The 25,584-nt window shown below is 57.7% G+C and carries 21 protein-coding genes; 16 read left to right on the top strand and 5 right to left on the bottom strand.

The annotated features are described in order from the left end of the window. The first annotated feature begins 2 nt into the window (after nucleotides 1–2). From ispC to IE089_RS08180, 11 genes are all read left to right on the top strand, one after another. Nucleotides 3–1,196, top strand: a complete 1,194-nt coding sequence (gene ispC, locus IE089_RS08230; RefSeq protein ID WP_189477436.1) for a 1-deoxy-D-xylulose-5-phosphate reductoisomerase — start codon at nucleotides 3–5, stop codon at nucleotides 1,194–1,196. Nucleotides 1,197–1,211: 15 nt separating this feature from the next. Then, a complete protein-coding gene (gene rseP, locus IE089_RS08225) occupies nucleotides 1,212–2,564 on the top strand; it encodes an RIP metalloprotease RseP (protein WP_189477051.1) in 1,353 nt (450 codons plus the stop codon). Between the two features lie 183 nt (nucleotides 2,565–2,747). Beyond that, nucleotides 2,748–5,300, top strand: a complete 2,553-nt coding sequence (bamA, locus tag IE089_RS08220) for an outer membrane protein assembly factor BamA (RefSeq protein WP_189477435.1) — start codon at nucleotides 2,748–2,750, stop codon at nucleotides 5,298–5,300. Nucleotides 5,301–5,323: 23 nt separating this feature from the next. After that, entirely contained in the window at nucleotides 5,324–5,842 is a 519-nt protein-coding gene (locus IE089_RS08215) for an OmpH/Skp family outer membrane protein (RefSeq protein ID WP_229802646.1), read from the top strand. A gap of 9 nt (nucleotides 5,843–5,851) precedes the next feature. After that, a complete protein-coding gene (lpxD, locus tag IE089_RS08210) occupies nucleotides 5,852–6,868 on the top strand; it encodes a UDP-3-O-(3-hydroxymyristoyl)glucosamine N-acyltransferase (protein WP_189477048.1) in 1,017 nt (338 codons plus the stop codon). Nucleotides 6,869–6,887: 19 nt separating this feature from the next. Further along, a complete protein-coding gene (gene fabZ, locus IE089_RS08205) occupies nucleotides 6,888–7,319 on the top strand; it encodes a 3-hydroxyacyl-ACP dehydratase FabZ (RefSeq protein ID WP_189477046.1) in 432 nt (143 codons plus the stop codon). A gap of 2 nt (nucleotides 7,320–7,321) precedes the next feature. Then, nucleotides 7,322–8,092 carry an acyl-ACP--UDP-N-acetylglucosamine O-acyltransferase gene (gene lpxA / locus IE089_RS08200; protein WP_229802645.1) on the top strand — a complete coding sequence of 257 codons (771 nt, stop codon included), beginning with the start codon at nucleotides 7,322–7,324 and terminating at the stop codon, nucleotides 8,090–8,092. After that, nucleotides 8,092–9,237, top strand: a complete 1,146-nt coding sequence (gene lpxB / locus IE089_RS08195) for a lipid-A-disaccharide synthase (protein ID WP_229802644.1) — start codon at nucleotides 8,092–8,094, stop codon at nucleotides 9,235–9,237. The genes lpxA and lpxB overlap by 1 nt, the downstream gene beginning before the upstream one ends. 41 nt (nucleotides 9,238–9,278) lie before the next feature. Further along, on the top strand, nucleotides 9,279–9,857 hold the full coding sequence (rnhB, locus tag IE089_RS08190; protein ID WP_189477432.1) for a ribonuclease HII: 579 nt from the start codon (nucleotides 9,279–9,281) through the stop codon (nucleotides 9,855–9,857). Between the two features lie 9 nt (nucleotides 9,858–9,866). Beyond that, entirely contained in the window at nucleotides 9,867–13,352 is a 3,486-nt protein-coding gene (dnaE, locus tag IE089_RS08185; RefSeq protein WP_189477044.1) for a DNA polymerase III subunit alpha, read from the top strand. Between the two features lie 17 nt (nucleotides 13,353–13,369). After that, the gene (locus IE089_RS08180) at nucleotides 13,370–13,825 is read left to right on the top strand and encodes an NUDIX hydrolase (RefSeq protein ID WP_189477043.1); all 456 of its coding nucleotides are present in this window, start codon (nucleotides 13,370–13,372) and stop codon (nucleotides 13,823–13,825) included. Nucleotides 13,826–14,039: 214 nt separating this feature from the next. On the opposite strand, the gene IE089_RS08175 is transcribed toward IE089_RS08180, so the two are convergent. Next, a complete protein-coding gene (locus IE089_RS08175; RefSeq protein WP_189477041.1) occupies nucleotides 14,040–15,047 on the bottom strand; it encodes a serine hydrolase domain-containing protein in 1,008 nt (335 codons plus the stop codon). A gap of 242 nt (nucleotides 15,048–15,289) precedes the next feature. On the opposite strand from IE089_RS08175, the gene IE089_RS08170 reads away from it, so the two are divergent. Beyond that, nucleotides 15,290–16,081 (top strand): SDR family oxidoreductase, encoded by a 792-nt coding sequence (locus IE089_RS08170; RefSeq protein ID WP_189477039.1) that lies wholly within the window; start codon nucleotides 15,290–15,292, stop codon nucleotides 16,079–16,081. An 80-nt stretch (nucleotides 16,082–16,161) separates the two neighbouring features. Here IE089_RS08170 and IE089_RS08165 read toward each other — a convergent pair whose 3' ends face one another. Further along, complete coding sequence (locus IE089_RS08165; RefSeq protein ID WP_189477037.1) at nucleotides 16,162–17,022, bottom strand: SDR family NAD(P)-dependent oxidoreductase; 861 nt, start codon at nucleotides 17,020–17,022, stop codon at nucleotides 16,162–16,164. A gap of 100 nt (nucleotides 17,023–17,122) precedes the next feature. Between IE089_RS08165 and IE089_RS08160 the strand changes: the two genes are divergently transcribed. Continuing rightward, nucleotides 17,123–17,416, top strand: coding sequence for a DUF1244 domain-containing protein (locus IE089_RS08160; RefSeq protein WP_189477035.1), 294 nt, complete (start codon nucleotides 17,123–17,125; stop codon nucleotides 17,414–17,416). Between the two features lie 9 nt (nucleotides 17,417–17,425). On the opposite strand, the gene IE089_RS08155 is transcribed toward IE089_RS08160, so the two are convergent. The 3 genes from IE089_RS08155 to IE089_RS08145 all read right to left on the bottom strand — a co-directional run bounded on the left by IE089_RS08155 (nucleotide 17,426) and on the right by IE089_RS08145 (nucleotide 22,483). Continuing rightward, nucleotides 17,426–17,716: a hypothetical protein gene (locus tag IE089_RS08155; protein WP_189477033.1), complete on the bottom strand. Its 291-nt coding sequence runs from the start codon at nucleotides 17,714–17,716 to the stop codon at nucleotides 17,426–17,428. A gap of 442 nt (nucleotides 17,717–18,158) precedes the next feature. Beyond that, nucleotides 18,159–21,296, bottom strand: a complete 3,138-nt coding sequence (locus tag IE089_RS08150) for an efflux RND transporter permease subunit (protein ID WP_189477031.1) — start codon at nucleotides 21,294–21,296, stop codon at nucleotides 18,159–18,161. An 11-nt stretch (nucleotides 21,297–21,307) separates the two neighbouring features. Beyond that, a complete protein-coding gene (locus tag IE089_RS08145) occupies nucleotides 21,308–22,483 on the bottom strand; it encodes an efflux RND transporter periplasmic adaptor subunit (protein WP_189477029.1) in 1,176 nt (391 codons plus the stop codon). A 297-nt stretch (nucleotides 22,484–22,780) separates the two neighbouring features. Between IE089_RS08145 and IE089_RS08140 the strand changes: the two genes are divergently transcribed. The 3 genes from IE089_RS08140 to IE089_RS08130 all read left to right on the top strand — a co-directional run bounded on the left by IE089_RS08140 (nucleotide 22,781) and on the right by IE089_RS08130 (nucleotide 25,549). Continuing rightward, a complete protein-coding gene (locus IE089_RS08140; protein WP_189477027.1) occupies nucleotides 22,781–23,200 on the top strand; it encodes a VOC family protein in 420 nt (139 codons plus the stop codon). Nucleotides 23,201–23,447: 247 nt separating this feature from the next. Further along, nucleotides 23,448–24,647: a CaiB/BaiF CoA transferase family protein gene (locus IE089_RS08135; protein WP_189477025.1), complete on the top strand. Its 1,200-nt coding sequence runs from the start codon at nucleotides 23,448–23,450 to the stop codon at nucleotides 24,645–24,647. Further along, nucleotides 24,647–25,549: a hydroxymethylglutaryl-CoA lyase gene (locus tag IE089_RS08130; protein ID WP_189477023.1), complete on the top strand. Its 903-nt coding sequence runs from the start codon at nucleotides 24,647–24,649 to the stop codon at nucleotides 25,547–25,549. Before IE089_RS08135 ends, IE089_RS08130 begins: the two co-directional genes overlap by 1 nt. The last annotated feature ends 35 nt before the right edge of the window (nucleotides 25,550–25,584 follow it).

Raw genomic sequence — 25,584 nt, 5'->3', positions numbered from 1 at the left:
TGATGAGCGAGAGGCGCTGGGTCACGGTGCTGGGCGCCACGGGCTCCATTGGGCAGAGCACCCTGGATGTTATCTCAAGGCACCCCGACAGCTATCGGGTATTCGCACTGGCTGCTAATCAATCCGTCGAGGCCATGCAGGCCCTGTGTATAAAGCACCAGCCTCGCTATGCCGTGATGACCTGCGCCGATGCTGCCCAAGCACTGCGATCCGCGCTCCCCGAGGCGCTGGGCACCGAGGTATTGCAGGGGGATTCGGCGCTGGCAATGATCGCCTCGCACGCCGATGTCGATGTGGTAATGGCGGCGATCGTGGGCGCTGCGGGCCTGCCTTCCGCACTTGCCGCAGCTGAAGCCGGTAAGCGGGTGCTATTAGCCAACAAAGAGGCACTGGTGATGGCGGGCCACCTGTTTATGGCCGCCGTGGAACGCAGTGGCGCGGTTCTGTTGCCTATCGATAGCGAGCACAACGCCATTTTCCAGTGCCTGCCAGCAAACGATCGCGCGCAGCCGGAAATGGCTGGTGTCAGCAAGGTCCTTTTGACCGCCTCCGGCGGCCCGTTCCGATGCTGGAGCAGTGAGGACATTGCGCTGGCAACCCCTGAGCAGGCTTGTGCGCACCCGAACTGGTCCATGGGGCGAAAGATATCAGTGGACTCGGCCAGCCTGATGAACAAGGGTCTGGAATTCATCGAGGCCTGCTGGTTGTTTGACCTGCGACCCGAGCAGGTTGAGGTTGTGGTTCATCCCCAGAGCATTGTCCACTCGATGGTGCAGTATCGTGACGGCTCAGTGCTGGCCCAACTGGGTAACCCCGATATGCGCACCCCCATTGCCCACGGGCTTGCGTGGCCGCAGCGTATCGATGCGGGTGTAGGGCCTCTGGACCTGGTGGCGGCTGGAAAGTTGGATTTCGAAGCACCCGATGAAGCGCGCTTTCCCTGTCTGCGGCTGGCCCGCGAGGCGGTAGAGCAGGGTGGCACCAGCATGGCGCTGGTGAATGCGGCCAATGAAATTGCGGTGGCATCATTTCTGGACAGCGCTATCGGATTCGCCCAAATTCCCGCTATTATCGAGCAGGTAGTTGAGCGCGTAAGCAGCGTGGAACCTGATGATTTGGCTGTTGTCAAAAAAGCCGATAGCGATGCGCGTGAGGCGGCACTTGAGGCCGTGGCGCGACTGCGCACATCGCACTAGATAACTGAGCATACGATGGATCTGATTTATACCATCCTAGTTACACTGTTAACCCTAGCGGTACTAGTGGCTGTGCATGAGTACGGGCACTTCTGGGTAGCAAGGCGCTGTGGCGTAAAAGTGCTGCGCTTCTGCATTGGCTTTGGTAAGCCCCTGTGGTCGCGCACCGACAGCCATGGCACCGAGTGGGCCGTGGCCGCGATTCCCCTGGGCGGCTACGTCAAGATGCTGGACGAGCGCGAAGCGCCGGTAGATAGCGCCGAGCAGCACCTGGCTTTTAATCGCAAACCGGTACTTCAACGCATTGCCGTTGTTGCGGCCGGGCCACTGGCTAACTTTCTGCTGGCCATTGTGGCTTTCTGGGGTTTGTACCTGTCCGGAGAGAGCGGTTACGTGCCCGTGATCGGCGAAGTCAGCGCGAATTCTGTGGCCGAGGTGGCCGGTTTGGAGCCGGGGCAGGAAATCGTGGCTGTGGATGGCCAGGAAACCCCCACGTGGCAAGCTCTGAGTTTCCGTCTGCTGGACCGTATTGGCGACACGGGCACTATTAGCTTTGCGGTGAAGTACCCGGACTCCGATGTCATCTACGAATCCGAGGCGGTGATCGAACGCTGGCTGTCTGAGCAGGAAGAACCGGATCTCTATGGTGGCCTGGGTATTAGCCTCTATCGACCGGCGGTGTTACCCATTGCAGGCGAAATTGTACCGGAAGGCCCAGCCGAGCGTGCGGGCATGGAATCTGGAGACACAGTCATCAGCGCCGATGGCATAGCCATGCCCCTGTGGAGCGACTGGGTTAATTACGTGCGCGCCAGACCTGGCGAATCCATAAGCGTGGAGGTAGAGCGAGGCCTGCAGCGGCTAGTGCTGAACCTGACAACGGATCGTGTGACGGAGAATGGAGAGAGTTTTGGCCGGGTTGGCATGAGCGTCGAATTACCGTCGATGCCTCCGGAGATGCTGCGGCAATTCCAGCGCGGTCCCCTGGAATCCTTAGGTGCAGGGCTGCAGCGAACCAGTGATTTGGTGGTGTTCACGCTGGAGTCCATCAAGAAGATGATTCAGGGGCTGATTTCTCCTAAAAACTTGAGTGGCCCTATCACCATTGCTAAAGTGGCCACCGCTTCGGCCGAGTCGGGCCTGGAATCCTATATCAGCTTTCTCGCCCTGCTGAGTATCAGCTTGGGTGTATTGAATTTGCTGCCGATTCCAGTGCTGGATGGGGGGCATTTGTTGTACTACACCTTGGAACTGCTGGCCGGGCGACCGGTGCCGGAAAAAATCCAGGCACTGGGCTACCAGGTGGGAATGTTCCTGGTGTTGGGCATCATGATGGTTGCCCTGTTTAATGATTTCTCCCGGCTCTAGTCGAGCGGGGGGCTTCGGGGGTTTCGACGTTTATAAAAGCGTTTAACAATAAGGTGCGTAAACGCACGATAACTGGTTGATTTCAGCTTGATTAATTCACGCCCAAACTCTGTTTTATCGCGGGCATTTTTGCCGCAGTTTGTGTTGGCAGCCCTGCTGGTGATTGTACAGGCTTCCATTTCGATGCCTGCGCATGCCCAGCCACAGACCCAGGCCTTCGTGATCTCGGATATCCGGGTCGAGGGTCTGCAGCGCATCTCTGCCGGTAGCGTTTTCGCTGCGTTACCCGTTGGCGTGGGCGATGTTGTTAACGAGTACGCCTTGCGCCAGGCCGTGCGCAGCCTGTTTGTTACCGGGAACTTTGATGATATCCGCATTGGCCGGGACGGCAATGTGCTGGTGGTCATGGTGACGGAGCGGCCGAGCATCAGTGAGATCAATATCGACGGTAACAAGGCCATCGAGACGGAAGCGCTGCTGGAAGGCTTGAAAGGTGCAGGACTGGCCGTTGGTCAGGTATTCCAGCGCTCTACCCTGGAGGGCATGCAGTTGGAGCTGCAGCGCCAATATGTGCAGCAGGGGCGCTACGACGCCAGCATCGAGACAGAGGTGCTACCCGAGCCCCGCAACCGCGTCTCTATTAACATCGACGTTGATGAGGGCTCAGTCGCTACCATCAAACACATCAACGTCGTGGGTAATCAGGTATTCAGCGACGAGGAACTCACCGATATCTTCGAGCTGAAGACCACCGGTTGGCTTTCCTTCTTCACCAGCGACGACAAGTACAGCCGCGAAAAACTCACCGGCGACCTCGAGAAGCTCAGCTCTTACTATCTCGACCGGGGCTACCTGCAGTTCTCTATCGACTCTACCCAGGTATCGGTATCTCCGAACAAGGAAGAGGTGTATATCACCGCGAATGTCAGCGAAGGTGAGTTGTTCACAGTGAGTGACGTAGACCTCTCAGGTGATCTGGTTCTCCCTGAAGCAGACCTGCGGCGTTTCCTGTTGATCGGCGAGGGTCAAACCTTCTCCCAGCAGCTGGTAACGGGTACCGAAGACTACCTGACACGGCGCCTTGGCAACGAGGGCTACAACTTTGCCAAAGTCACAGGTATTCCCGAGGTTAATGAAGAAGACAACACGGTCTCCATGAAGTTTTTCGTGGACCCCGGGAAGCGAACCTACGTTCGCCGTATCAGCTTTAAGGGCAATCAGAAAACTGCCGATGAAGTGCTGCGCCGGGAGATGCGCCAAATGGAAGGCGCACCCGCCTCCCAGGCCGCGATTGAGCAGAGCCGAATCCGTTTGGAAAGGCTGGGTTACTTCAGTCAGGCCAGCGTAGAAACACCCGAAGTGCCCGGCCATGATGATTTGATCGATGTGGAATTCGAAGTGGAGGAGCAGACCTCCGGCAGCATTGGCGCCAGCTTCGGTTTTGCTCAGGATGCGGGCCTGATTCTTGGCCTTAACCTGCAACAGGACAATTTTCTGGGTACCGGTCGGCGTGTGGGTGTGTCGCTGAACCAATCCCGCTATCAGGACCTGTATAATTTTAGCTACACCAACCCCTATTTCACCGAAGACGGGGTAAGCCGAGGCTTTAACATCTTCTACCGATCAACTGACCTGGAAGAAGTGAACGTCGCGAGTTACACCACCGATACTGTGGGTGCGGCGCTGAACTTTGGTTACCCGATTAAGGAAACCGAGCGTCTGGGCTTCAGTTTCGGTGTATCCAACACTGAGATTACCGCAGGCCGGTTTGCTGTACAGGAGATTTTCGCCAGCCCCAGATTGCAAGACGGCGTAGAAGATTTCTTCGAGAGTACGCGACTCCCGGATGGGACTTTTGCCGAGCCTGAGGTGCTGTTACCCATTGAAGACCTGCCTCTGGATGCACTAACGATTCCTGCTGAACCGGGCTTTTTGGACGAGAACGGCAACGAGTTTCTCAATTGGACTATTACAGGAAGCTGGACGCAGTCAACCCTCAACCGTGGTCGACTCGCTACGCGCGGTGCGTCCCAGTCAGTGGCTCTGGAAGTGGCGGTCCCGGGCTCTGACTTGGAGTTCTACAAGCTGACCTATCGCGGTGAGATATTCCTGCCCATTGCGCAGGAATGGGTGGTCCATTTACGCACCGAATTGGGCTATGGGGACGGTTATGGTGACGCGACCGAGCTGCCGTTCTACGAGCATTTCTTTGCCGGTGGCTTTGGCTCCGTGCGTGGCTTTGAGTCCAATACGCTGGGCCCGCGTAGTACTCCGGCGCTGTTGTATGACATTGACCAGCCAGTGACTGGCATCGATGAGAACGGTAATCCAACCGAAATTGGCGGGCCTGAAGGGCAGGGCTTCGGCTACCGCGTCGACCCTGAGACGGGCAAGATCATCGCAGAAACCATTCGCAATCGTGCGGATCCCTTCGGTGGTAATGTGCTGATCGAAGGCAGTGCCGAGCTACTATTCCCCATGCCGTTTATCAAGGATCGCAGCAAGCTGCGCTCGGCATTCTTTATCGACGCGGGTAACGTATTCAATACCCAGTGTTCGTCTAACCAAATCAACTGTTTCGATGTTGACCCCGATGAGTTGCGCTATTCCGTCGGTGTCGGCGTGACCTGGCTGAGCGGCTTCGGCCCCATGACCTTCAGTCTGGCCAAACCCCTTAATGCGGGCGATGAAGACGAAGAGGAAGTCTTCCAGTTTACCCTCGGCCGCGGCTTCTAATTTTTTAACCAATGGAGTTTACTGTGTCTAATTTACTGAAATCGCTGGTCGCCGTGACGGCCTTGCTGTTCCCGGTACTGGGATTTGCCCAGGGGAAAATCGCCGTGGTCAACCTGCAAGAGGCGATTCTGCAGACAGATCTCGCACAGAAGCGTCTTGCTGACGTGCGCAATGGCGAAGATTATCAGGCTGATAAGGCCGAGTTCGATAAGCTGAAGGCCGAGTTCGATGAACTGCTGGGTAACCTCCAGAAGGATTCAGCGGCGATGAGTCAGGAACAAATGGTTGCTGCACGCCAGAAACTGGCGAACAAGCAGGCAGACCTGGAGCACGTGACTGGCAAGCTGCAGCAGGCGGAGCAGTTGGCAGGTCAAACGCTGTTGCAGGAGCTCTCGCCCAAGGTGCAGGAGGTTCTGCGTGAACTGATTGCTACAGAAGGCATTGGCCTGTTGTTGCAGCGCGCCTCTGTGATTCATGCGGACGCCGGTTACAGCATCACCGCCAAGGTGACCGATAAGCTAAATCAGTTGCCTGCTGAATAAGGCTCGATTGTGATCACGCTGGGAGAGCTTGCGCGGCGTCTTGAGCTGTCGTTCTCCGGCGATGGCGATAAGGTGCTCGAGGGTATTGCCCCACTGGGCAGTGCCGGTGAGCACCAGGTCGCTTTCATCAGCGACAAGAAGTATTTGCCCCAGCTGGCGAAAACACGCGCCGGCGCAGTCATTCTAAAGCCCGAGTGGCAGCAAGAAAGCCCCACCGATGTGCTGCTCTCGCCGCAGCCGTATGTCAGCTTCGCCCGCGCTACCCAGGTATTCGACGACAGTCCGGTACCGTTGCCGGGCGTTCATGAAACCGCACAGGTTGACCCCAGCGTGACCTTGGGTGAGGGCGTCAGCATTGGCGCATACGCCTGTGTGGAAGCCGATGCCTGTCTGGGCGATGGCGTTGTTATTGGTGCAGGTGCCTATGTGGGGCACGGTGCCGAACTCGGCGCAGGCTCGCGGCTGCATCCCAAGGCGGTGATTTACCATGGCGTTGTTATGGGCAAAAACTGTACTGTGCACAGCCATTCTGTGATTGGTGCTGACGGTTTTGGTTTTGCCCCGGGGCCCGACGGCTGGGAGAAGATCTGCCAGCTTGGAAGTGTGCGCATTGGCGACAACGTGGACATCGGTGCCAATACGACTGTGGATCGGGGCGCCCTTGATGACACAGTGATTGAGGATGGCGTGATCATCGATAATCAGGTTCAGATCGCGCACAACTGCCGTATTGGCAAAAATACCGCGATCGCCGGTTGCACGGGAATCGCCGGAAGTACGACCATTGGCGCAAACTGCACCCTGGCGGGGGCGGTGGGCGTATCCGGCCATCTGGAGATTTGTGACAACGTACATTTTACTGGACAGTCGCGGGTTACACGCTCCATTACCGAACCTGGCTCCTATTCGTCGGGGACACCGCTGGGCGAAACTCGGGAGTGGGGGCGCAACGCAGTGCGTTTCACCCAGCTCAACAAGTTGTATCAACGAATTACTGCTCTGGAGAAGGCGCTGCGGGGCAAGTAAAGACTAAGGAGCCTGGTCCATGATGGACGTGGAAGACATCCGCAACCACCTGCCTCACCGTTATCCGTTTTTGTTGGTCGACCGGGTTGTCGAGCTGGAACTGGGCGAGTCAATCGTCGCGTATAAAAACCTGACCATTAACGAGCCTTTTTTTGATGGCCACTTCCCCGATAAGCCTGTCTTCCCCGGTGTTCTGCTTCTGGAGGCTATGGCCCAGGCAGCGGGCATACTGGGGTTTAAATCTCAGGGGAAAACGCCCGCAGATGGCTCTATCTACTATTTCGTTGGCGCCGATAACCTGCGTTTCAAGAGGCCTTGTGTGCCCGGTGACAGGGTGATGCTGCGCGCCAAGATATTGGGTGAGCGTCGGGGAATCTGGAAGTTTGAGGTGAGCGCGGATGTGGACGGAGAGCGCTGCGCCTCTGCCACCATTTTGTGCGCTGACCGATAGCCATGATTCACGAACAGGCCATTGTCGACCCCTCGGCCGTCATCGCAGATGATGTGACCATCGGGCCATGGAGCCTGATCGGGCCCAATGTCGAAATTGGCCAGGGCACGATTATTGAGCCTCATGTGGTGATTCGCGGCCCTACTACTATTGGCGCCAACAATCACATTTACCAGTTCTCATCTGTGGGTGAGGCGACGCCGGATTTGAAGTATCGCGACGAGCCTACCCGCCTGACGATCGGCGATAACAATGTCATCCGCGAAAATGTCACCATTCACAGGGGCACTGTTCAGGATCGATCGGAGACCATTATCGGCAATAACAATCTGCTTATGGCCTACGTGCACATTGGGCACGATAGCGTGATCGGCAACAACACGATCCTGGTGAATAACGCCGCGCTCGCGGGGCATGTGCACGTGGGTGACTGGGCCATCCTCAGCGGTTACACGCTGGTCCATCAGTTCTGTAAAATCGGTGCGCACGCCTTTAGCGGCATGGGCACTGGGATTGGTAAGGACGTACCGGCTTACGTCACGGTCAGTGGCTCGCCGGCGGAGGCCAAGACCATCAATATCGAAGGCCTGCGCCGCCGCGGTTTTTCTGCCGATGCCATCAATCAGCTGCGCCGCGCATTCAAGATTGTGTATCGCCAGAGCCTGACTCTGGATATCGCACTGCAGCGGCTGGAAAGCATGCTGGCGGAAACCCCGGAAGTGCAGGTATTGATTGACAGCATTCGCGCCTCGGAGCGCGGTATCGTCCGGTAGTGACTGCAGCCCCCCTGCGCATTGGTATTCTTGCCGGCGAAGCGTCCGGCGATATTCTCGGGTCCCGGGTTGTTGCAGCGCTGAGAAGCCGCGTGCCTGATCTCATTGTCGAAGGTATTGGCGGTCCACTGCTGGCACAGCAGGGTCTGGATAGCCTGTTCCCTATGGAGCGCCTGTCGGTCATGGGCTTTGTCGAGCCCCTGAAGCGCTTGCCTGAGCTGTTGAACATCCGTAAACGGGTGTTCGAGCACTTCAGGGATAATCCCCCAGACCTGTTTCTTGGCATAGACTCACCGGATTTTAATCTGACCCTGGAGCGGCAGTTGCGCGAGTGCGGCATCCCGGTTGCGCACCTGGTGAGCCCCACAGTCTGGGCCTGGCGCCAGAAACGCATCCACAAGATCGCCCGCTCTGTGGACCTCATGCTGTGTCTGTTTCCGTTTGAGCAGGACATCTACCAGCAGCACGACATTCCCTGCCGTTTTGTTGGCCACCCCTTGGCAGACGAGCTCCCACTGCAGCCGGATCGCGATGCTGCTCGAGCAGGGCTGGGTATCGCAAGTGATACCACTGTTCTGGCCGTCCTGCCCGGTAGCCGAGGTGGCGAAGTGGCTGCCCTGGCCCCCCTGTTTCTGGAAGTGGTGCGTAGGCTTAAGGCTACGCACCCGGCCCTGCACGTGCTAATGCCAGCGGCAAATAGCGAACGCATGGTGCAGCTGAAAGCCTTGCTAGCCCAGACCCAGGACCTGCCCGTCACCCTGGTGCAGGGAGAGTCACGGGAAGTGATGGCAGCGGCTGATGCGGTCCTGTTGGCGTCCGGTACCGCGACTCTGGAGGCCATGCTGCTGAAGCGACCCATGGTGGTGGCCTATCGAATGTCCTCACTGTCCTGGGCATTGGTAATCCGGTTGGTCCAAACCCCCTTTGCCGCATTGCCCAATATTCTTGCCGGTAAAGCCCTGGTGCCCGAGTTTATTCAGGATGCAGCCACCGCCGAGGGCATTGCGTCGGCCGTGAATGAAATACTGGAGGGTACTGATGACGGCCAGCTGCAGGCATTTGAAGCGCTGCATCGAAGCCTTCGCCTGGACTTTGCGAGTAAAACCGCGGAAGCCCTGCTGGAATTGGCGGGGCGTAACGCGTGACGGATTTATTCAGTTTCGACTACGACGCGCCACTGCAGGATATGCTGCCCCTTGCCGGCGTGGATGAGGTAGGCCGGGGCCCGTTGGCGGGCGATGTGGTTGCTGCTGCTGTGATATTGGACCCCGATCAACCCATCACCGGGCTGCGTGACTCAAAAAAACTCACGCATAAGCGCCGTGAGGCGCTGGCGGAGGAGATCAAGTCCCGAGCCCAGGCCTGGGCCATCGCCCGAGCGAGCGTCGAAGAAATTGATGAGATCAATATTCTGCAGGCGTCACTGTTGGCAATGCGTCGTGCTGTAGAGAGCCTGTCGCTTCAGCCTGCGATGGTGCTGGTGGATGGTAATCGTCTGCCGAACTGGTCTTACCCGTCTGAGGCCGTGGTGAAGGGCGATGATCGCGTGGCCGCGATTGCCGCAGCCTCTATTCTGGCCAAGGTGCAGCGCGATGCTGAGCTGATCGTGCTCGATGAGCAGTACCCCGGGTATGGCTTTGCCGGGCATAAGGGTTATCCCACGGCTGCGCACCTAGAGGCATTGAAGCGCCTGGGTGTGACCCCGGTGCACCGAAAAAGCTTTGCGCCCGTGAAAACTCTGTTAGCCGGAAGCGGGGCGGAGTAAACTGCGGCCATGACCGCATTTGTTCACCTCAGGCTGCATACCGAGTTTTCTCTTGTCGATGGCCTTGTGCGGATGGGCCCTTTGGTCAAGCGCACCGCAGAGCTGGGAATGCCGGCTGTGGGTGTCACCGATGTCACCAATTTCTATGGGCTCATCAAGTTTCAGAAGGCCGCGTTAGGCACGGGTGTTAAGCCCCTGTTCGGTGTTGATCTCCAGGTTATGGATGATGAGGACGCCGAGCGCAGTTACCCGCTGACTCTGCTGGCGATGAACGACGCCGGATATCATAACCTGACTCTGCTGATTTCTCGCGCCTATACACAGGGGCAACGTCTGGGTGAGCCGCTAGTCTCCAAGGCCTGGATTAGCGAACACTCTGAAGGCGTGATTGCCTTGTCAGCCGGCGCCAGCGGCGACGTTGGCCAGGCCTTGCTGGGCAGTAAGCCTGATCTAGCCAGTGCCAGACTCGATCACTGGCTGGCGGTGTTCCCCAATCGCTTTTATCTGGAACTGCACCGCCTTGGGCGCGAGGGCGATGAAGCACATTTGCACGCGGCGGTCGCACTGGCCGAACAGAAGCAGTGCCCGGTGGTGGCCACCAACGACGTACGATTCTTGTCCTCTGATGAGTTTGAGGCGCACGAAGCCCGTTACTGCATCAACAAGGGGCGTACCCTGGACGACCCGCGGCGCGCCAGACCATACACAGACCAACAGTATTTGCGCTCGCCGGAGGAAATGGCGGAGCTCTTTGCTGATATACCGGAAGCACTGCAAAACACGGTAGAGATCGCCAAACGCTGCAACGTGGTGCTGGAACTGGGCAAGCCTTTCCTGCCCGACTACCCGGTACCTGACGGTATGACCATGGATGAGTTTTTCCGCAAACTCTCCCATGAAGGCCTGGACCAGCGGCTTGAGGTGATACTGGCCGAGGCGGGTGACCAGGTAGAGTCACTGCGCCAGGCGTATCGTGACCGCCTGGATTTTGAGCTGGACACCATTATCCAGATGGGCTTTCCAGGCTACTTCCTGATCGTGATGGATTTCATACGCTGGGCCAAGCGACACGACATACCCGTGGGTCCCGGCCGTGGTTCCGGTGCGGGTTCGCTGGTGGCTTATGCGCTTGAAATTACCGACCTTGACCCCCTTCAGTACGATCTGCTGTTTGAACGTTTCCTGAATCCCGAACGTGTCTCCATGCCCGACTTCGATGTCGATTTCTGCATGGAGAAGCGCGATCAGGTTATTGAGTACGTAGCCGATACCTACGGCCGCGAGGCGGTGTCACAGATCATCACCTTTGGCACCATGGCCGCAAAAGCGGTGGTGCGAGACGTCGCGCGAGCACAAGACAAGCCCTTTGGCCTGGCAGATAAGCTGTCCAAGATGATTCCCTTTGAAGTGGGAATGACCTTGGCCAAGGCGCTGGAGCAGGAGGAGCTGCTGCAGGAGTTCCTGCGTGATGATACCCAGGCCCAGGAAATCTGGGACATGGCGGTGCAGTTGGAGGGCATTACCCGCAACGTGGGTAAACACGCCGGTGGTGTGGTTATCGCACCGTCCAAACTGACCGACTTTTCACCGCTCTTTTGCGACGAAAGCGGCAGTGGTCTGGTAACCCAGTACGACAAGGGCGATGTGGAAGACGCTGGCCTGGTGAAGTTCGACTTCCTGGGACTGCGTACACTGACCATCATTGATTGGGCGGTGAAGATGATCAACACCGCCCGCGAACGCCAGGGCGAACTGCCGCTGGATATCTCCCAGATACCCCTGGATGACGCAGCCAGTTTTGATCTGCTGCAGTCTGCGGAGACGACAGCTGTCTTTCAGCTGGAATCCCGCGGCATGAAGGACCTGATCAAGCGCCTGCGGCCGGACTGCTTCGAAGATATCGTGGCACTGGTGGCACTGTTCCGTCCCGGCCCCTTGCAGTCGGGCATGGTGGACAACTTCATTAACCGCAAGCACGGCCGGGAAGAAATCTCCTACCCGGATGCCCAATATCAGCATGAGTGGCTGCAGCCTATTTTGCAGCCAACCTACGGCATCATCCTGTATCAGGAGCAGGTGATGCAGATCGCACAGGAACTGGCGGGATATACCCTGGGCGGCGCTGACATGCTGCGTCGCGCCATGGGCAAGAAGAAACCCGAGGAGATGGCCAAGCAGCGCGCCGTGTTTGAAGACGGCGCCAAGTCCAAAGGCGTGGACGGCCAGCTGGCCATGAAGATCTTCGACCTGGTGGAGAAGTTCGCCGGCTACGGCTTCAATAAGTCCCACTCTGCGGCCTATGCCCTGGTCTCATACCAGACCGCGTGGCTGAAGACGCACTATGCGGCGCCTTTTATGGCGGCGGTGATGAGCTCGGAACTCGACAATACCGACAAGATAGTAATTTTTGTCGAGGAGTGTCGACGCATGGGGCTGGCACTGAAGCTGCCCGACGTGAACGAAGGCCAGTACATGTTCACCGTGAACGAGGCCAACGAGATTATCTACGGCCTGGGTGCTATCAAGGGTCTCGGTGAGGGGCCCATCGAGAACATGCTGGCCACCCGCGAGCAGGACGGCCCATTTACCGACCTCTTTGATTTTTGTGCACGCACCGACCCGCGCAAGGTGAACCGGCGCGCGATTGAAGCGCTGATTCGCTCCGGGGCCTTCGATAACCTGGGGGTTGAGCGCTGGGTGCTGATGGCCAGCGTTGATGATGCCCTGAAAGCTGCCGATCAGGCGGCCAGCAACCGCGATGCCGGCATGCAGGATTTGTTTGGTGAGGTGGTGCCCACAGCCAGCACCAGCAGCGGTGATGTGTATTCAGATTTCCGGGATGCGCGCCCCTGGTCGGGCAAGGAGCGTTTGGGCGGCGAGAAGGACACGCTGGGACTTTACATTTCGGGCCATCCCATTGATGAGTATGAGGCCGAGGTACGTAAGTTCGCGCCCACGCGCATTGTCGACTTACGCGGCGACAGCAAAGGCGACTCAGTGATCGCCGGACTGGTGATCTCGGTGCGAACCATCAAGGGTAAGCGCGGCACCATGGCGATTCTGCAACTGGACGATCGCAGTGCGCGGATGGAGATTACGGTGTTCTCCGAGGCTTATAACGAGCACCGTGAGCTGCTGCAGAAGGACAACATTGTCATCGTTGAGGGTCGTGTTGCGCCAGATGATTACAGCGGTGGTCTGGTGATGCGGGCCAAGTCGCTTCGCACCCTGGACGAGGCGCGGCAGGATTACGCATCGGCGCTGACCATCAGCATCAGCACCGATATGATCAGCGATGGATTCACCGAGCGACTGCAAAGCACACTGTCGCGAGGCTTGGGCGGCAGTTGCCCGGTATGGCTTGAGTATCGCCAGCCGGGTAACGTGGCCCGGGTGCGCTGCGGGGAGCGTTGGCGTGTGATGCCTTCGGATGAACTGCTGCAGGCCCTACGCGAGTGTGTGGGCAGCGAGCACGTGGCACTGAATTACCGTTGATACCGAGTACCTATCCCGTGCGCCTGGTGATTGTTTGCCTACTAGTCCTGACTTCTGGCTGCGCCCGTGAAATTCCGCCTTGTCCTTTTGGTGGTGAGCAGGTCACTGCCCTGAGTGCTGGCTGTCTGGCGGTTCAAAACGATGCCATTCTTGTCGTGGAAAATCCCCGCGGCCTGGTAGGGCCTCCCGGAGGCAGTGCCGCGCCGGGAGAGGGCGCACAATGCACAGCGCACCGGGAAACTTTTGAAGAAACGGGGCTCAGTCTTGCGCCGGGTGCGCTGTTCCACACCTTCGACACCGGTTTTCATCTCTATTTTTGCGACCTTACCGATTCATCAGGCGCTATTAGCACCGATCACACCTGGGAAGTCGCGCGCGCTTACTGGCTTCCGCTGAAAGACTTTGATGCGGTCCGTTGGCGCTTTGAGGGCCAGGGCGAAGAGATACTTCGCCGGCTGAACATTGTAGAGTAAGGCCGACTGGTACTTACTCGCTGCCAGCTTCTGTCGTGTGGAAGTAAGCGATAAGGTCTGCGCTCAGCGTCTCAATCGCTTCCCAGTCCTCCTCCTCGTCTGCTCTATCCCAGCTGGAAAACACCGCTACCAACGTGTTCTCGGTGGGGGCGATATGCAGCAGCTGGCCGTGAATGCCGTACGCCTTTATGTCGCCCTTGCCGTTCCCCTCTCCTCACCAGAATGACGGGTAGTAGGGTTTCGCACCCTCCACCGGGTAAGGCCATGTTGGGTCGCCGGGCTGGTTCATCAGATCGTCGATGAATGCTTTGGGAACAATGCCACGCCCCCCGTCCAAGATCAGCTGCCCAAAGCGTGCGTAGTCTCTGAGAGCAGCATTCATTCCACCGGATGCAAAGAAACCGCCCAGCCCGTCACCCATCATGTCAGCATCAAATTCTGCGCCCATGGGTTTCCAGATTTTGTCCGATATGAGCTCGGGTAGTCGCTTATCGGAGACGCGTTCAAGTACCCATCCAACCACATCAGTATCAATCGATTTGTAGACCCATCGGTTATCATTGGCCTCATCACGCTGAATAGTTTGCATGTACGATTTCAAACCTTGGGGACTATCTTCGTCGCATTCGTAAAGATGCTTGTCCCAGCCAGTCGCACAGCCGTAGGCGGCAATATCGCTGTCCAGTGCCTCGTAATCCTCATTGAATTTTGACCCTACGCGCATGTCCAGCACGTCTCGGACTGACTCACCCCGATAAGCCGACTGACTCATCTCCGGCAGGTAGTGATCCACCGACTTGCTCAGGTCCAGTTGGCCGCGCGCTTCTAGAATAGCCGCGATAGTGCCTACTACTGATTTGGTGGTGGACATCATGAGGTGGGTGCGTGAGGGCGACTGCTCGCCCCGATAAGTCTCTACCCGTACCTGGCCGTCCTTAATCACCATCAGAGAATCGATGTTCTGTGCCTTGATTGCATCGGCAAGTGTATAGCCGCCATCCGTCTGGCTGAGTTCAATGTCCTCTGGAGCCAGCGGCTCGCCTGTGAGTGTCCAGGGTGAGGAGGTAGTGCGCTCAATGTTTGCGGTTGGATACAACTCGCGCATGTGACTGAATTGCCAGTGATTGTCAGGCCAATCGGATGCCACGGTTTCTACGCTCAAACAAGCGGCTGTTATTAAAGCGATGACGGCTGTCAGTGACGGGGTGGGAAATGTCTTCACAACGGCTTCTTCCAAGGATGGGCTACTTGTGCAGTCACTGAAGAGCTTTTGGCCGCACCTAACTCAGGTGGCCGGCCTAGGTCGTGTGATGGGTGTTTCCCTGATCAGCGCCCGGCATCCAGTTTTCTAAACCGCATCGCTAAACGTCAGCCATCCTAATGACATAGACAAAGACGTGTCTGCACTCAATCTGACAATATAGTGCAACGGCTAAGATTTGCTTGGATAGAAGGATAATTAGAATGCTATTGCGCGATAAGGTGGTAATCGTCTCGGGGATTGGTCCGGGCCTGGGTCAGGAACTGTCAACGCTGGCGGCCAAAGAGGGCGCTGCCGCCGTTGTCATGGCCGCCAGGACGCCAGCTAAACTTGACGAAGCCGAGGCAGAGATTCGCGGCCTTGGTCTGGAAACTCCACTCTTGAAAGTGCCGACCGATATCTCAGACGAGGTTCAGTGTAAGGCCCTGGCAGAAGCCGCGGTAGCGGAGTATGGGCGTATTGATGTGCTGTTCAACAGTGCCTATGACCCTGGCAGCTTTGAGCCTATTGAATCCGCTGATCTGTCCAGCTGGCGACGTGCCATGGATGTGAACTTCTTCGGCACCATACAGTTAACCCAGGCCTGCGTGCCCGGCATGAAAGCCGCCGGCGGCGGCGCGATAGTGATGATTGCCACCATGGTTGAACACAAGCCGTTGGCAACCCAGGGCGGCTACGGCGCGTCGAAGTCTGCGCTTCGCAGCGCCACCAAGCACCTTGCGCTGGAATTGGGGCAGTACAACATTCGCGTGAACAGTGCGCACATGGGCTGGATGTGGGGGCCCGCGGTGGAGGGCTACTTTGCCTGGCAGGCCGCCGAAACGGGTAAGACCGTCGAGGAGTTGATTGCTGGTGTCACCGAAAGCATTCCTTTGGGTGTCATTCCCGATGATGGTGAATGTGCCAAAGCGGCGGTGTTCCTCGCATCAGACTACGCAAGCGTGGTGACCGGAGCGGCCCTTGATGTAAACGGTGGCGAATTTATGCCGATCTGAATCGGCGTGCTCAGCGGTGGCTGGGGCAATGAAAAAGGGGCCGCGAAAGGCCCCTTTTTTTGTGCCGGTAATTGCTGCGACTAGTTTTTGAAGTCGTCCAGTGAAGTCAATGGCTCCAGGCCACCACCGCCGATGATGACATTGTTGCGCAGCGCGAGCACCGGTTCCAGTGGGATGCTGGTGATGTAAAGGTCCTGAGAGCGGATTGCGGCTATAACCATCTCTGCCAAGGCCTCAGCTGGAATGCCGCTGGCCACCATATGTCGCATGGCCTCAAAAGCCGGGTCGCCATGAGGCGCGCCATCACCGCCACCATCGCGCAGCTCGGCGGGACGGTTTCTGCCCGAGTAGGCGATATTTGTCTTCACGAAGCCGGGGCAAAGCACCGACACGCCTACCTGTGTGTTGCGCTGCTTCATCTCGATGTGGAGGTTCTCAGTGAGACCCACCACAGCGTACTTGGTGGCTGTATAGGCCGCTGACGGATTGTACGGAGTCAGGCCAGCCGCTGACGCCGTGTTTACGATGTGACAGGGAGTGTCCTGGGCGACCATGCGCGGCAGGAACAGTCGGCACCCGTTGATAACACTCCATAGATTCACGTCCATGGTCCACTTCCAGTCATTCAACGTCGCATCCAACATGCCCCCGCCAGCACCGACGCCGGCGTTATTGCAGAGCAGGTGCACGCCACCAAAGTGATCAAAGGCCGTGTCTCGCAGACGGGTTAAATCCTCCTCCTTTCCCACGTCTGTGGTCACCGCCAGCACCTTGTCGGGGTACTGCGTGTCGAACTCCGAGCAGGTGTCTGCAAGCACTGTTTCTTCAATATCAGCCAGCACCACGCACATACCCTCCGCGAGGCAGGCGGCGGCAATGGCTTTACCGATGCCACTTGCACCGCCCGTTATGACGGCTGTATTTCCTTCAAAAGAATCCAAGACCTGTCTCCCGTTTGTGTCTATCTATTGTGTGGCGCGCAGTATGCCCCAGACAGCCGCTGCTTTAGAATGGCACGCCTTCAACAACGGATGACCGACAATGGACAAAGCTACCTCAGACGCTATTGAAGCTGCGGCGTTTCGTCGCCTGCTGGCACATCTGGACAGCCGCAAGGATGTTCAGAACATTGATCTTATGATTCTTGGCGGTTTTTGCCGCAACTGTTTATCCAAGTGGTACATGGCGGCCGCAGAGGAAGCCGGGCAGAGTGTGGATTACGACGCTGCGCGTGAGCACATTTATGGCATGCCTTACAGTGAGTGGAAAGCGAACCATCAGGCTGAGGCGACGCCTGAACAGCTGGCGGCGCTGGAGGCGGCCAATAGCCAGTAGTAGGGCGGGTTAGCCCGGTAGCCGGGGTGTTGTGACGTTACCCGGTTCCCGCGCCAGTAACTCTCGATACAGTTTCAGGCGAGAAGTGTAGGGTTCCAGTGCTTCATCCGCTGTGCGCGCTAGCACGCTTGCAACAGACTCCTTGCGCACACGGGTGTCGTCAGTCAGTGCCGATAGCCCGTCGCCAATAGCAGTGGCGCTTTCGATGGTGGCTTGTACCAGGAATAGCTCCGCTAGCACCAGCTCGTTCACAGCCTGCTTCACGCGATCCTTCTCCGTCACTGTCATGCCTGCACTCATTGTCCTTGCTTCCTGTTTGCGCCCAACCATCCATTGGTGGACTGATGACCGTTTTGCCCTGTTTTGGTGCTTTTTTGACCAGGTTTGTGTGAGCGCTCCCCGCAGCAGTGCATAAGTGAGCCTGGTTTGGGGTTTTGCCCACGGTCATGCTAGTTCCAGCAACCCTCGTGCCAGCTGGCCTAAAACCTGCAGAATTTACTGCCCGTAACCAGCCGCGATTACTAATTCGTGTGAGGATCCACTGCCATCCTGAGAGCGGCGCAATTCTACCCAGCGCGCATGAAGCCGCAAGGGCTGGCGCATTACAATTCGGTGAATGTGACATTCGACACAATGTGCGACGAATATTGGTGGTCTTTTGCCTTTGCTCGCGGTGGATCCAAAGCGCAATGAGGTACCGTGTTGAGCACCGCTGTCTGGCGATGCTCAACTGGCAAGGGGGTCAGGCGCCGGCTTGCTGGGATTCGGCGACTGGCTGGGTGGAACGACCCAGGATGCGATTCTTAAGGCGCGTCGCTACGCGAGAGACATCGTCGCCAATCACGTACAGAGCGGGCACCATCAGCAGGCTTACGAACAGGGCGAATAGCACCCCGAACGCCAGCGACAGTACTGCAGGCTTGAGGAACTGCGCATCGGTAGAGCGCTCTGACATGATGGGTATCAGCCCCACAAAGGTAGTGACCGTAGTCAGCAGAATGGGCCGGAAACGATTGACGCCTGCATTCAATACGGCCTCCTTGATTGACTGCCCCTGCTCCCTTAGCCGCCGCATATAGTCCACAAGCACCAGGTTGTCATTCACAACAACGCCGGCCGCCGCGCCAATCCCAAAGTAAGAGAACAGTGCCATTGGCAGGTCGAAAATCAGGTGGCCGAACACCGCGCCCATGAACCCAAAGGGAATGGCCGTCATGATGAGCAGTGGTAGCCAGTAGGAGTGGAAGGCAATTGCAATCAGCGCGTACATCACAAAGAACGCAATCGCGTACAGCGCTGCAATCTCGTTGAAGAATTCTTCCTCTGCCTCCTGCGCGCCGCCTTTGAGGATAGCTAGCCCGGGATACTCCGCCTCGAGTTCCGGCAGGTACTGCTCATTGATATCCTGAGTGATATCGCTGATCGCCGATTGCGCCATATCCGCCCGCACATACACCACGCGCTCGCCGTCTCGTCGTTGAATGCGTTGCACCCCCGCACCCAATTCAATATCCACCACTGACATCAACGGCACCTCGCGACCATCTGCGGTGCGCACCCGGAACTGGTCCAGGCTGGACAGGCGCGAGCGGAGATCGCGGGGATACTTGACCATCACCTTCACGTCACCGTTCTCGCGGGGAAGGCGCTGAACCTCTTCGCCGAAGTAGGCCTGGCGTACCTGGCGGGATACGTCCGCCAGCGTGATGCCCAGCTTCTCGGCGCCGGGCTTCAACTCCAGCAGAATTTCATCGAGACCACCTCGCTGGCTGTCACGGACATAGAAGGTGCTCTCGTAGGACGCGAGTTTTGCTTGCAGTGCCTTGCTGGCGGCCTGAAGCTGTTCATCGTCCCGGTGCTTGAGCAAGTAGGTCAGGTCAGACCCGTTGTTGTTCAGGGTGTAGTTCACTTCGATCGCATCGGCATCGGGTATCTCGCCCACTAGTTGCCTGAATCTATCCGCAGCCTCCCGGGCCGACATGGCACGCACCTCTGGCGGTGCGAGTGCAACAATGGCAATTACCGAATCTCGGCGCGAACGCGTGTACCAGCCCTCGATCAGCTGTCCGCTACCTTTACCGGTCGCCTCGGCCGCTTTCTCTACCTCGCCGATCAGTGCCATCTCAGCTTTCTGCAAATGATCCAGCACTTCCAAAGCTCTGGCGTAGGGCGTGCCCGTGGGTAGTTCTACGTTGATGTAAATCTGCTCGCTCTCAACCTGCGGTTGGAAGTAGAAGCGCACCCAGCCACTGGAGAACAGTCCCATGGCAACAATGAAAGCGGCTACAAACAGAGAAGTTGTCAATACTCGACGTTCCACGGCCCATGCCAGTACCGGACGGTACACCTTGTGGGCGAAGGTAACGATACTGTGCTCGATGCGTTGCTGACGCAGTGCAAGCCCGGACAGGGATTTGCGGGGCTCCAGGTGTCGCAGGTGCGTGGGCAGGATGAAAAACGCTTCTATCAGAGAGATGGCCAGCGCCACGGTAATCACAATTGACAGCTGGCGTGTGACCTGGGCTTCCTCACCGGTAACAAACAGCCAGGGTGCAAAAGCCACCATGGTTGTCAGCACTGCGAAAATGACAGGTCGACTCACGGCCATGGCACCTTTCACGGCAGCCTGGTCGCCTGAGAGCTCCTCGTGGGCGTGGTGGTGGATGCTCTCACCCACGACGATAGCATCGTCGACTACGATGCCCAGCACCAGTAAGAAGGCGAAAGTGGATATCACGTTCAGTGACACGTCGTTCATGGGCAGCAGTGAGAAGGTGCCTATGAATGCCACAGCAATACCGCCGGTCACCCATAGGGCGACTTTGGGTCGCAGTGACAGGATAAGCACCATAAACACCAGCATCAGACCCAGCACCGAGGACTCGCCGATCAGGTTCATGCGGCTGCTGTAAATGTCTGCGTTGTCTGCCCACAGGGTCAGCTCTACGCCCTCGGGCATACGCATTTGCGCCTCAGCCATCCAGGCCTTGACGGCATTACTGGCCTTCACCACCTGCATGTTGTCGGTGGTCTGCACCTGGATAAGGACGGCGGGCTGGCCGTTCATAGTGGCGAGTATTTCATTGTCCTCGAAGCCGTCGTTAACGCGGGCCACATCACCCACGCGGATGACTGCGCCGCCCTCAGTCTGGCGCACAACGATTTGTTCGAAGTCCGTTTGGGTGTCAGCCATATTGCGCGCGCGCAATTGGATGTCACCGGTGTCCGTGCGCACTTGGCCTGACGACAGGTTGAGCGAGTTGGCGCGTATCGCATCGGCCACCTCTGCAAATGTCAGTCGGTAGCTGCGCATGGCGCTTTCAGAAAGTTCGATAGTGACCTCTTCGCGGCGGGTACCGAAAAGATCAATGGTAGAGATGTAGGGCAGGGCACCGACCTCGTTTCTCAGGTCCTGCGCCAGACGCGTCAGGGCCTTCTCGCCAATGTCGCCGTAAACTGCTATGCGCATCATTTCATTGCGCCACTCGGTGCGCCGGACTATGGGGTTCTCCATATCCCGGGGCAGGGATGCCACCGAGTCCACCGCGTTTTTCACATCGTTCAGGAATGTGTTGACGTCAACATCCGGAAACGTGGTGACTTCAATACGGCCAAAGTTTTCCTGTGCCGTGGAGTACACATGATAGAGGCGGTCAATGTTCTTAAGCGCTTCTTCGATGCGGATGATAATTTGCTCTTCAACTTCCTGTGGTGCCGCGCCGGGCCAGGTAACCTCGATCTCAACCTGATTGGGTGAAACCTGCGGAAATGCTTCCCGCTCCATGGCCAGAAAGCCCAGGTAGCCGGCCAGCACTATGCCCACCATCAACAGGTTGGCAGCAACGGGCGTACGCACCCACCACGCAATAATTCGTTCCATGATGACGCCCCTCAGCCGTTGTTAGCGACAGCGCTGGTATCGATACGCGAAAGCGCCATCCCTTGAATGGGATTGCGAATGGCCGATGTCACGACTTGCTCGCCAGGCTCGAGGCCTGCGGTAATCACGGCAGTGTCACCATCGCTGTGAGCAACCTCGACATGGCGAACATCCAGCCTTCCCTGATCATCCAGTACGAAGACCACATTGCCTGCGCGCAAGGCGCTGCTTGGAACGGCGACGGAGTCTGCGACTTCCCGACCATTGATGGTGGCGTCCACGAACAGCCCTACAGCCAGCGGCATGCCGCCGCGCGAGGCGCCTTCCGAGTAAGGAGCTTCCACTTCGGCAATGGCATAGAGCATGCGGGTGCTGGGGTCGATCGATGCGTCCAGGCGAACCAGTTCTCCTTGCCACTGATGTGTCTGGCCGGCAACGTCTGCTCGAAGGGTGGCAGGCATGCCGCCATTTTCATCGGCGCTGTAGCCGATGGGTAGGCCTAGCGCTGCTAACTGCTTGTCAGCCAGCGGCAGTCGAACTTCGACGACTTCGGTACCAAAGGCCTCTCCCAGCACCGTGCCAGCAGTAATGAACTGACCCAGGTCAACCGATGTGTGTGCTATGCGCCCATCAAAGGGAAGGCTGACCCGCGTGCGCTGCAGGTTAACCTGCGCCTGTTCAAGAGTTGCCCGCGCAGCCGCCAGTGCTGCCCTTGCCTGCGCAACCTGCGGCTTTTTCAGCGCCAGATCAGAGGGGCTGGGAGTGTTGCGTAATTGCTTGCGCGCTACATCCGCGTCGGCCAGCGATTGTTGCAAGGCCACTTCAGCATCGGCGACGGCCGCCTGCGCCTGACGCAGTGCCAACTGGTAATCGGTATCTTCGATAGTGATTAGGGTTTCACCAGGGTGCACCCGGCCGCCTTCGATAAACTCCGGCGATACAGATACGATGCGCCCGCTGATTTGCGACACCATATTCACGTGAGTGCGCGAACGGACCTCGCCCTGAGTGGTTACTGTGAGGGTAGCATCCGTGGCCTGCGCCGGCGCGGTGTAGACGCTGGTTGGCCTCGGTTCCTCGGTGGCTTTCTCAGGTTCTGGTTTGGTGGCGTGCAGTAGGGAGTACATCCCCATGCCGCCGGCGATAACGACGATAGGCGCAATAAGCCTACGAATCTTTACTGACATGTTTAGCCTTCTTGTTCTACGCACATCCTGTGCGAAGCTCCTCGCACGTCCTGTGCGAAACGGGCTTTTGGCCCCTGTGCCTCACCGTGGGTAACAGTGAAGGCCCTACCCCTACGATAGGTCTGTTCGAGATCGGATGCTCTCACCCTCACGCGGTAATGTTGATAGCTTTGCGGTGAATGCCTGTTATGCTGCGATGAGTGGTTAGGTGCTGCGACGAAATGCCTCTATTGTCTTTGAAACGGGCGGTATCTGCGCAGTTGACCTAAAACAAACTCGTGTTTGGCGGAACCACTTATGCTCACTCATGTTCATCACATCAATCTGTTGGTTCGCGATCTGGACAGCGCCATATCCCAGTACGGGGCGTTGGGAGTGACTGAATTTTTACGCGGCAACCTGCAAGGTCGCGGCGTTAAGACGGCCCGATTCCGCGCCGGTGAAACCTGGATCGTGCTGATTGAGCCTACTGACCCTGAGGGTGTGCCCGGTCAGTACCTGGCGAAGCATGGTGAGGGTCTGTTCCTGCTGTCCTTTGGGGTGGACGATGTGACCGCAGCGCGAGATATCGTGCAGGAAAATGGCAGCCAAGTGCTCAACACCTCGCCCCGAACTGGCCTCGAGGGATGGCAGGTTATCGACCTTGATCCCGATGCATTCAGCGGCGCTGATCTGCAACTGACAGAGGATCCCGAACGGTCTCCAGAAGAGCGCTAGCGAACCACTCTCCTTATTCAGTTTGAAATTATTCTTTTCATATTGAATCCGCTTGGTTGGCCCCGGCGTAGCTAGTTCAAACCCAACGAATACATAATATTCAGAAGCCGCGACTTAAGTTACTGATTCTTATGAATAATAAATTTAAGTTTACTAAAATTTAGGTTTCTATGAGGCCTTGGCACAGTTCCTGCCAGTATGGGGCATCGTCTATCAGTGCAGTGACTAGCACAGGAGCCTCGCACGCATGAACAAACCCCTGAATGGCCTGAGGGTTCTGGACCTGACACACATGTTGTCGGGCCCCTACGGCGCCATGATCTTGGCCGACCTCGGTGCCGATACCATCAAAGTTGAGCCCCTTAAGGGCGAGGGCACGCGCAAGCTACTGGCCAGCGACCCCAACAACTCGCTGCAGGGCATGGGTGCCTACTTCATCACGCTGAACCGCAACAAGCGGAGTGTTGCCATTGATCTAAAGAGCGAAGCGGGATTAGCCCAGTTCTACCGCCTGGTTGAGAAGTCTGACATCGTGATCAGTAACTTTGGTGCCGGCGTTCCCGAGCGCCTGAAGATTGATTTCGACTCGCTTAGCCGTGTGAACCCCAAGATCATCACCTGTACCGTCACCGGCTTTGGCTCCGACGGCCCCGCGTGTAAGCGACCGGCCTTCGACCAGGTTGCCCAGGCGACCGGCGGTGGCATGTCCATTACCGGACCGGACCAGGAGCACCCGGTGAGGGCAGGCATTCCCATCGGCGATCTGGGTGGTGGCATGTTCGGGGTGATGGGGCTGTTGGCGGCGCTGTATGAGCGCGAGCGCAGCGGTAAAGGCCAGCACGTTGACATCTCCATGCTCGATTGCCAGATCTCGCTGCTCAATTACATGGCCACCATGCACTTCCTCTCCGGCGAAGATCCCTACCCCATTGGTAATTCCCACTTTGTGCATGTGCCTTACAACACCTTCCGATGCTCTGACGGATTCATCGTGATCGCCGTGATCACGGACAATTTCTGGCAGAACCTTAAAACGGTGGTCGATTGCCCGGAGTTTGACGATCCAGATCTGGATGGGCAGCCCGGACGCTGGGCCGCCAGAGAAACGATTAACAACCGTTTGAACGACATCCTGTCGACCAACACCTGCCGCTACTGGCTGGACCAGTTGGAGGCGCAACGGATTCCCTGTGCCCCCGTGAATAGCTTCAGTCAGGCCCTCTCTGACCCGCAAGTACACCACCGCAATATGGTGGTCGAGTTGAAGCATCCTGACGGTGCAACCACCCAGGGGCCCGGAAACCCCATCAAGCTCTCCCGCAGCAGTGCAGAGGACTTTTCGCCTGCACCTCTGCTCGGGCAGCACACCGACAGTGTGTTTAGTGAATTGCTGGGCTACAGCGGCGACGAAATTGCCGCACTGCGTGAACAGGGAGTGATCGGCTAATGACACAGGAAACCATTGTCATCAATGAAGTTGGTCCCCGTGATGGCCTGCAGAGCCAGGACAAGCACCTCACGGTTGAGCAGCGCGTCGCCCTTGTTGAGTCCTTGTTGGCCGCCGGTATTAAGCACATCGAAGCAGGCAGTTTCGTCTCCCCCAAGGCCGTGCCCCAAATGGCGGGGACTGACCAGGTGCTGGCAGCCGTGTCGTTGCCAGCCGATGCGGAGCTCAGTGTGCTGGTGCCCAACATGAAGGGCTACGAGTTGGCGCGGGCCGCGGGTGCCGAAACCGTGGCCGTCGTGGTGTCCGCGACGGAAACCATGAACCTGAAAAACATTCGTATGACTCTGGAACAGACCCTGGCGGTTGCCAAGGACATCATTGCGCGCGGCAAATCTGAGGGCGCGCGCGTACAAGCCTACCTGTCCGTCGCCTGGGAATGCCCGTTTGAGGGTCCCGTGCCCGCTGCCACAGTGATTGAGCAGGCTGCACTGCTGGCCGATTGGGGTGCCGATGAGATTGTGATGGCTGACACCATCGGTGCGGCTAATCCCGCCGGGGTGCGTGACGTCATGGATGCACTGGTTGCAGCGCACGGCGCTCAGCGACTGGCCTGTCACTTCCACGATACCCGCGCGATGGGTCTGGCCAATGTATTTGCCGCCATTGAGAGCGGCGTGCGCCGCTTTGACTGCTCATTGGGCGGTTTGGGCGGTTGCCCCTTCGCCCCCGGTGCGAAAGGCAATGTCGCTACCGAAGACGTGGTGATGATGGTGGAGCAAATGGGCTTTACCACTGGCATCAATATGCCCGCGCTGTTGCAGGCGGTCAGTCGCGCCAGCGAATTTACCGGGTACGTGCAGGGCGGTCGCGCCCATTACTGGCTAACAAACAACGCCGCCTGAAGCGGCAGTAACAGGCTTTGAGAACGAGGAGATAA

Origin of the sequence: Parahalioglobus pacificus, from assembly GCF_014652275.1 — a bacterium.
Classification (GTDB): Bacteria; Pseudomonadota; Gammaproteobacteria; order Pseudomonadales; family Halieaceae; genus Parahalioglobus; species Parahalioglobus pacificus.
The sequence above is the reverse complement of the archived record's forward strand: the minus strand, read 5'-3'. Positions and strand labels throughout refer to the sequence as shown.

Bases quoted from the DNA above. Each gene is read 5' to 3' on its own strand.
- IE089_RS08130 (WP_189477023.1), top strand. From the start codon at position 24,647: ATGACACAGGAAACCATTGTCATCAATGAAGTTGGTCCCCGTGATGGC.
- ispC (WP_189477436.1), top strand. From the start codon at position 3: ATGAGCGAGAGGCGCTGGGTCACGGTGCTGGGCGCCACGGGCTCCATT.
- fabZ (WP_189477046.1), top strand. From the start codon at position 6,888: ATGATGGACGTGGAAGACATCCGCAACCACCTGCCTCACCGTTATCCG.
- IE089_RS08160 (WP_189477035.1), top strand. From the start codon at position 17,123: ATGGACAAAGCTACCTCAGACGCTATTGAAGCTGCGGCGTTTCGTCGC.
- IE089_RS08140 (WP_189477027.1), top strand. From the start codon at position 22,781: ATGCTCACTCATGTTCATCACATCAATCTGTTGGTTCGCGATCTGGAC.
- IE089_RS08150 (WP_189477031.1), bottom strand. From the start codon at position 21,296: ATGGAACGAATTATTGCGTGGTGGGTGCGTACGCCCGTTGCTGCCAAC.
- lpxA (WP_229802645.1), top strand. From the start codon at position 7,322: ATGATTCACGAACAGGCCATTGTCGACCCCTCGGCCGTCATCGCAGAT.
- IE089_RS08170 (WP_189477039.1), top strand. From the start codon at position 15,290: ATGCTATTGCGCGATAAGGTGGTAATCGTCTCGGGGATTGGTCCGGGC.
- bamA (WP_189477435.1), top strand. From the start codon at position 2,748: ATGCCTGCGCATGCCCAGCCACAGACCCAGGCCTTCGTGATCTCGGAT.
- IE089_RS08145 (WP_189477029.1), bottom strand. From the start codon at position 22,483: ATGTCAGTAAAGATTCGTAGGCTTATTGCGCCTATCGTCGTTATCGCC.
- IE089_RS08155 (WP_189477033.1), bottom strand. From the start codon at position 17,716: ATGAGTGCAGGCATGACAGTGACGGAGAAGGATCGCGTGAAGCAGGCT.
- dnaE (WP_189477044.1), top strand. From the start codon at position 9,867: ATGACCGCATTTGTTCACCTCAGGCTGCATACCGAGTTTTCTCTTGTC.
- IE089_RS08135 (WP_189477025.1), top strand. From the start codon at position 23,448: ATGAACAAACCCCTGAATGGCCTGAGGGTTCTGGACCTGACACACATG.
- rnhB (WP_189477432.1), top strand. From the start codon at position 9,279: ATGCTGCCCCTTGCCGGCGTGGATGAGGTAGGCCGGGGCCCGTTGGCG.
- rseP (WP_189477051.1), top strand. From the start codon at position 1,212: ATGGATCTGATTTATACCATCCTAGTTACACTGTTAACCCTAGCGGTA.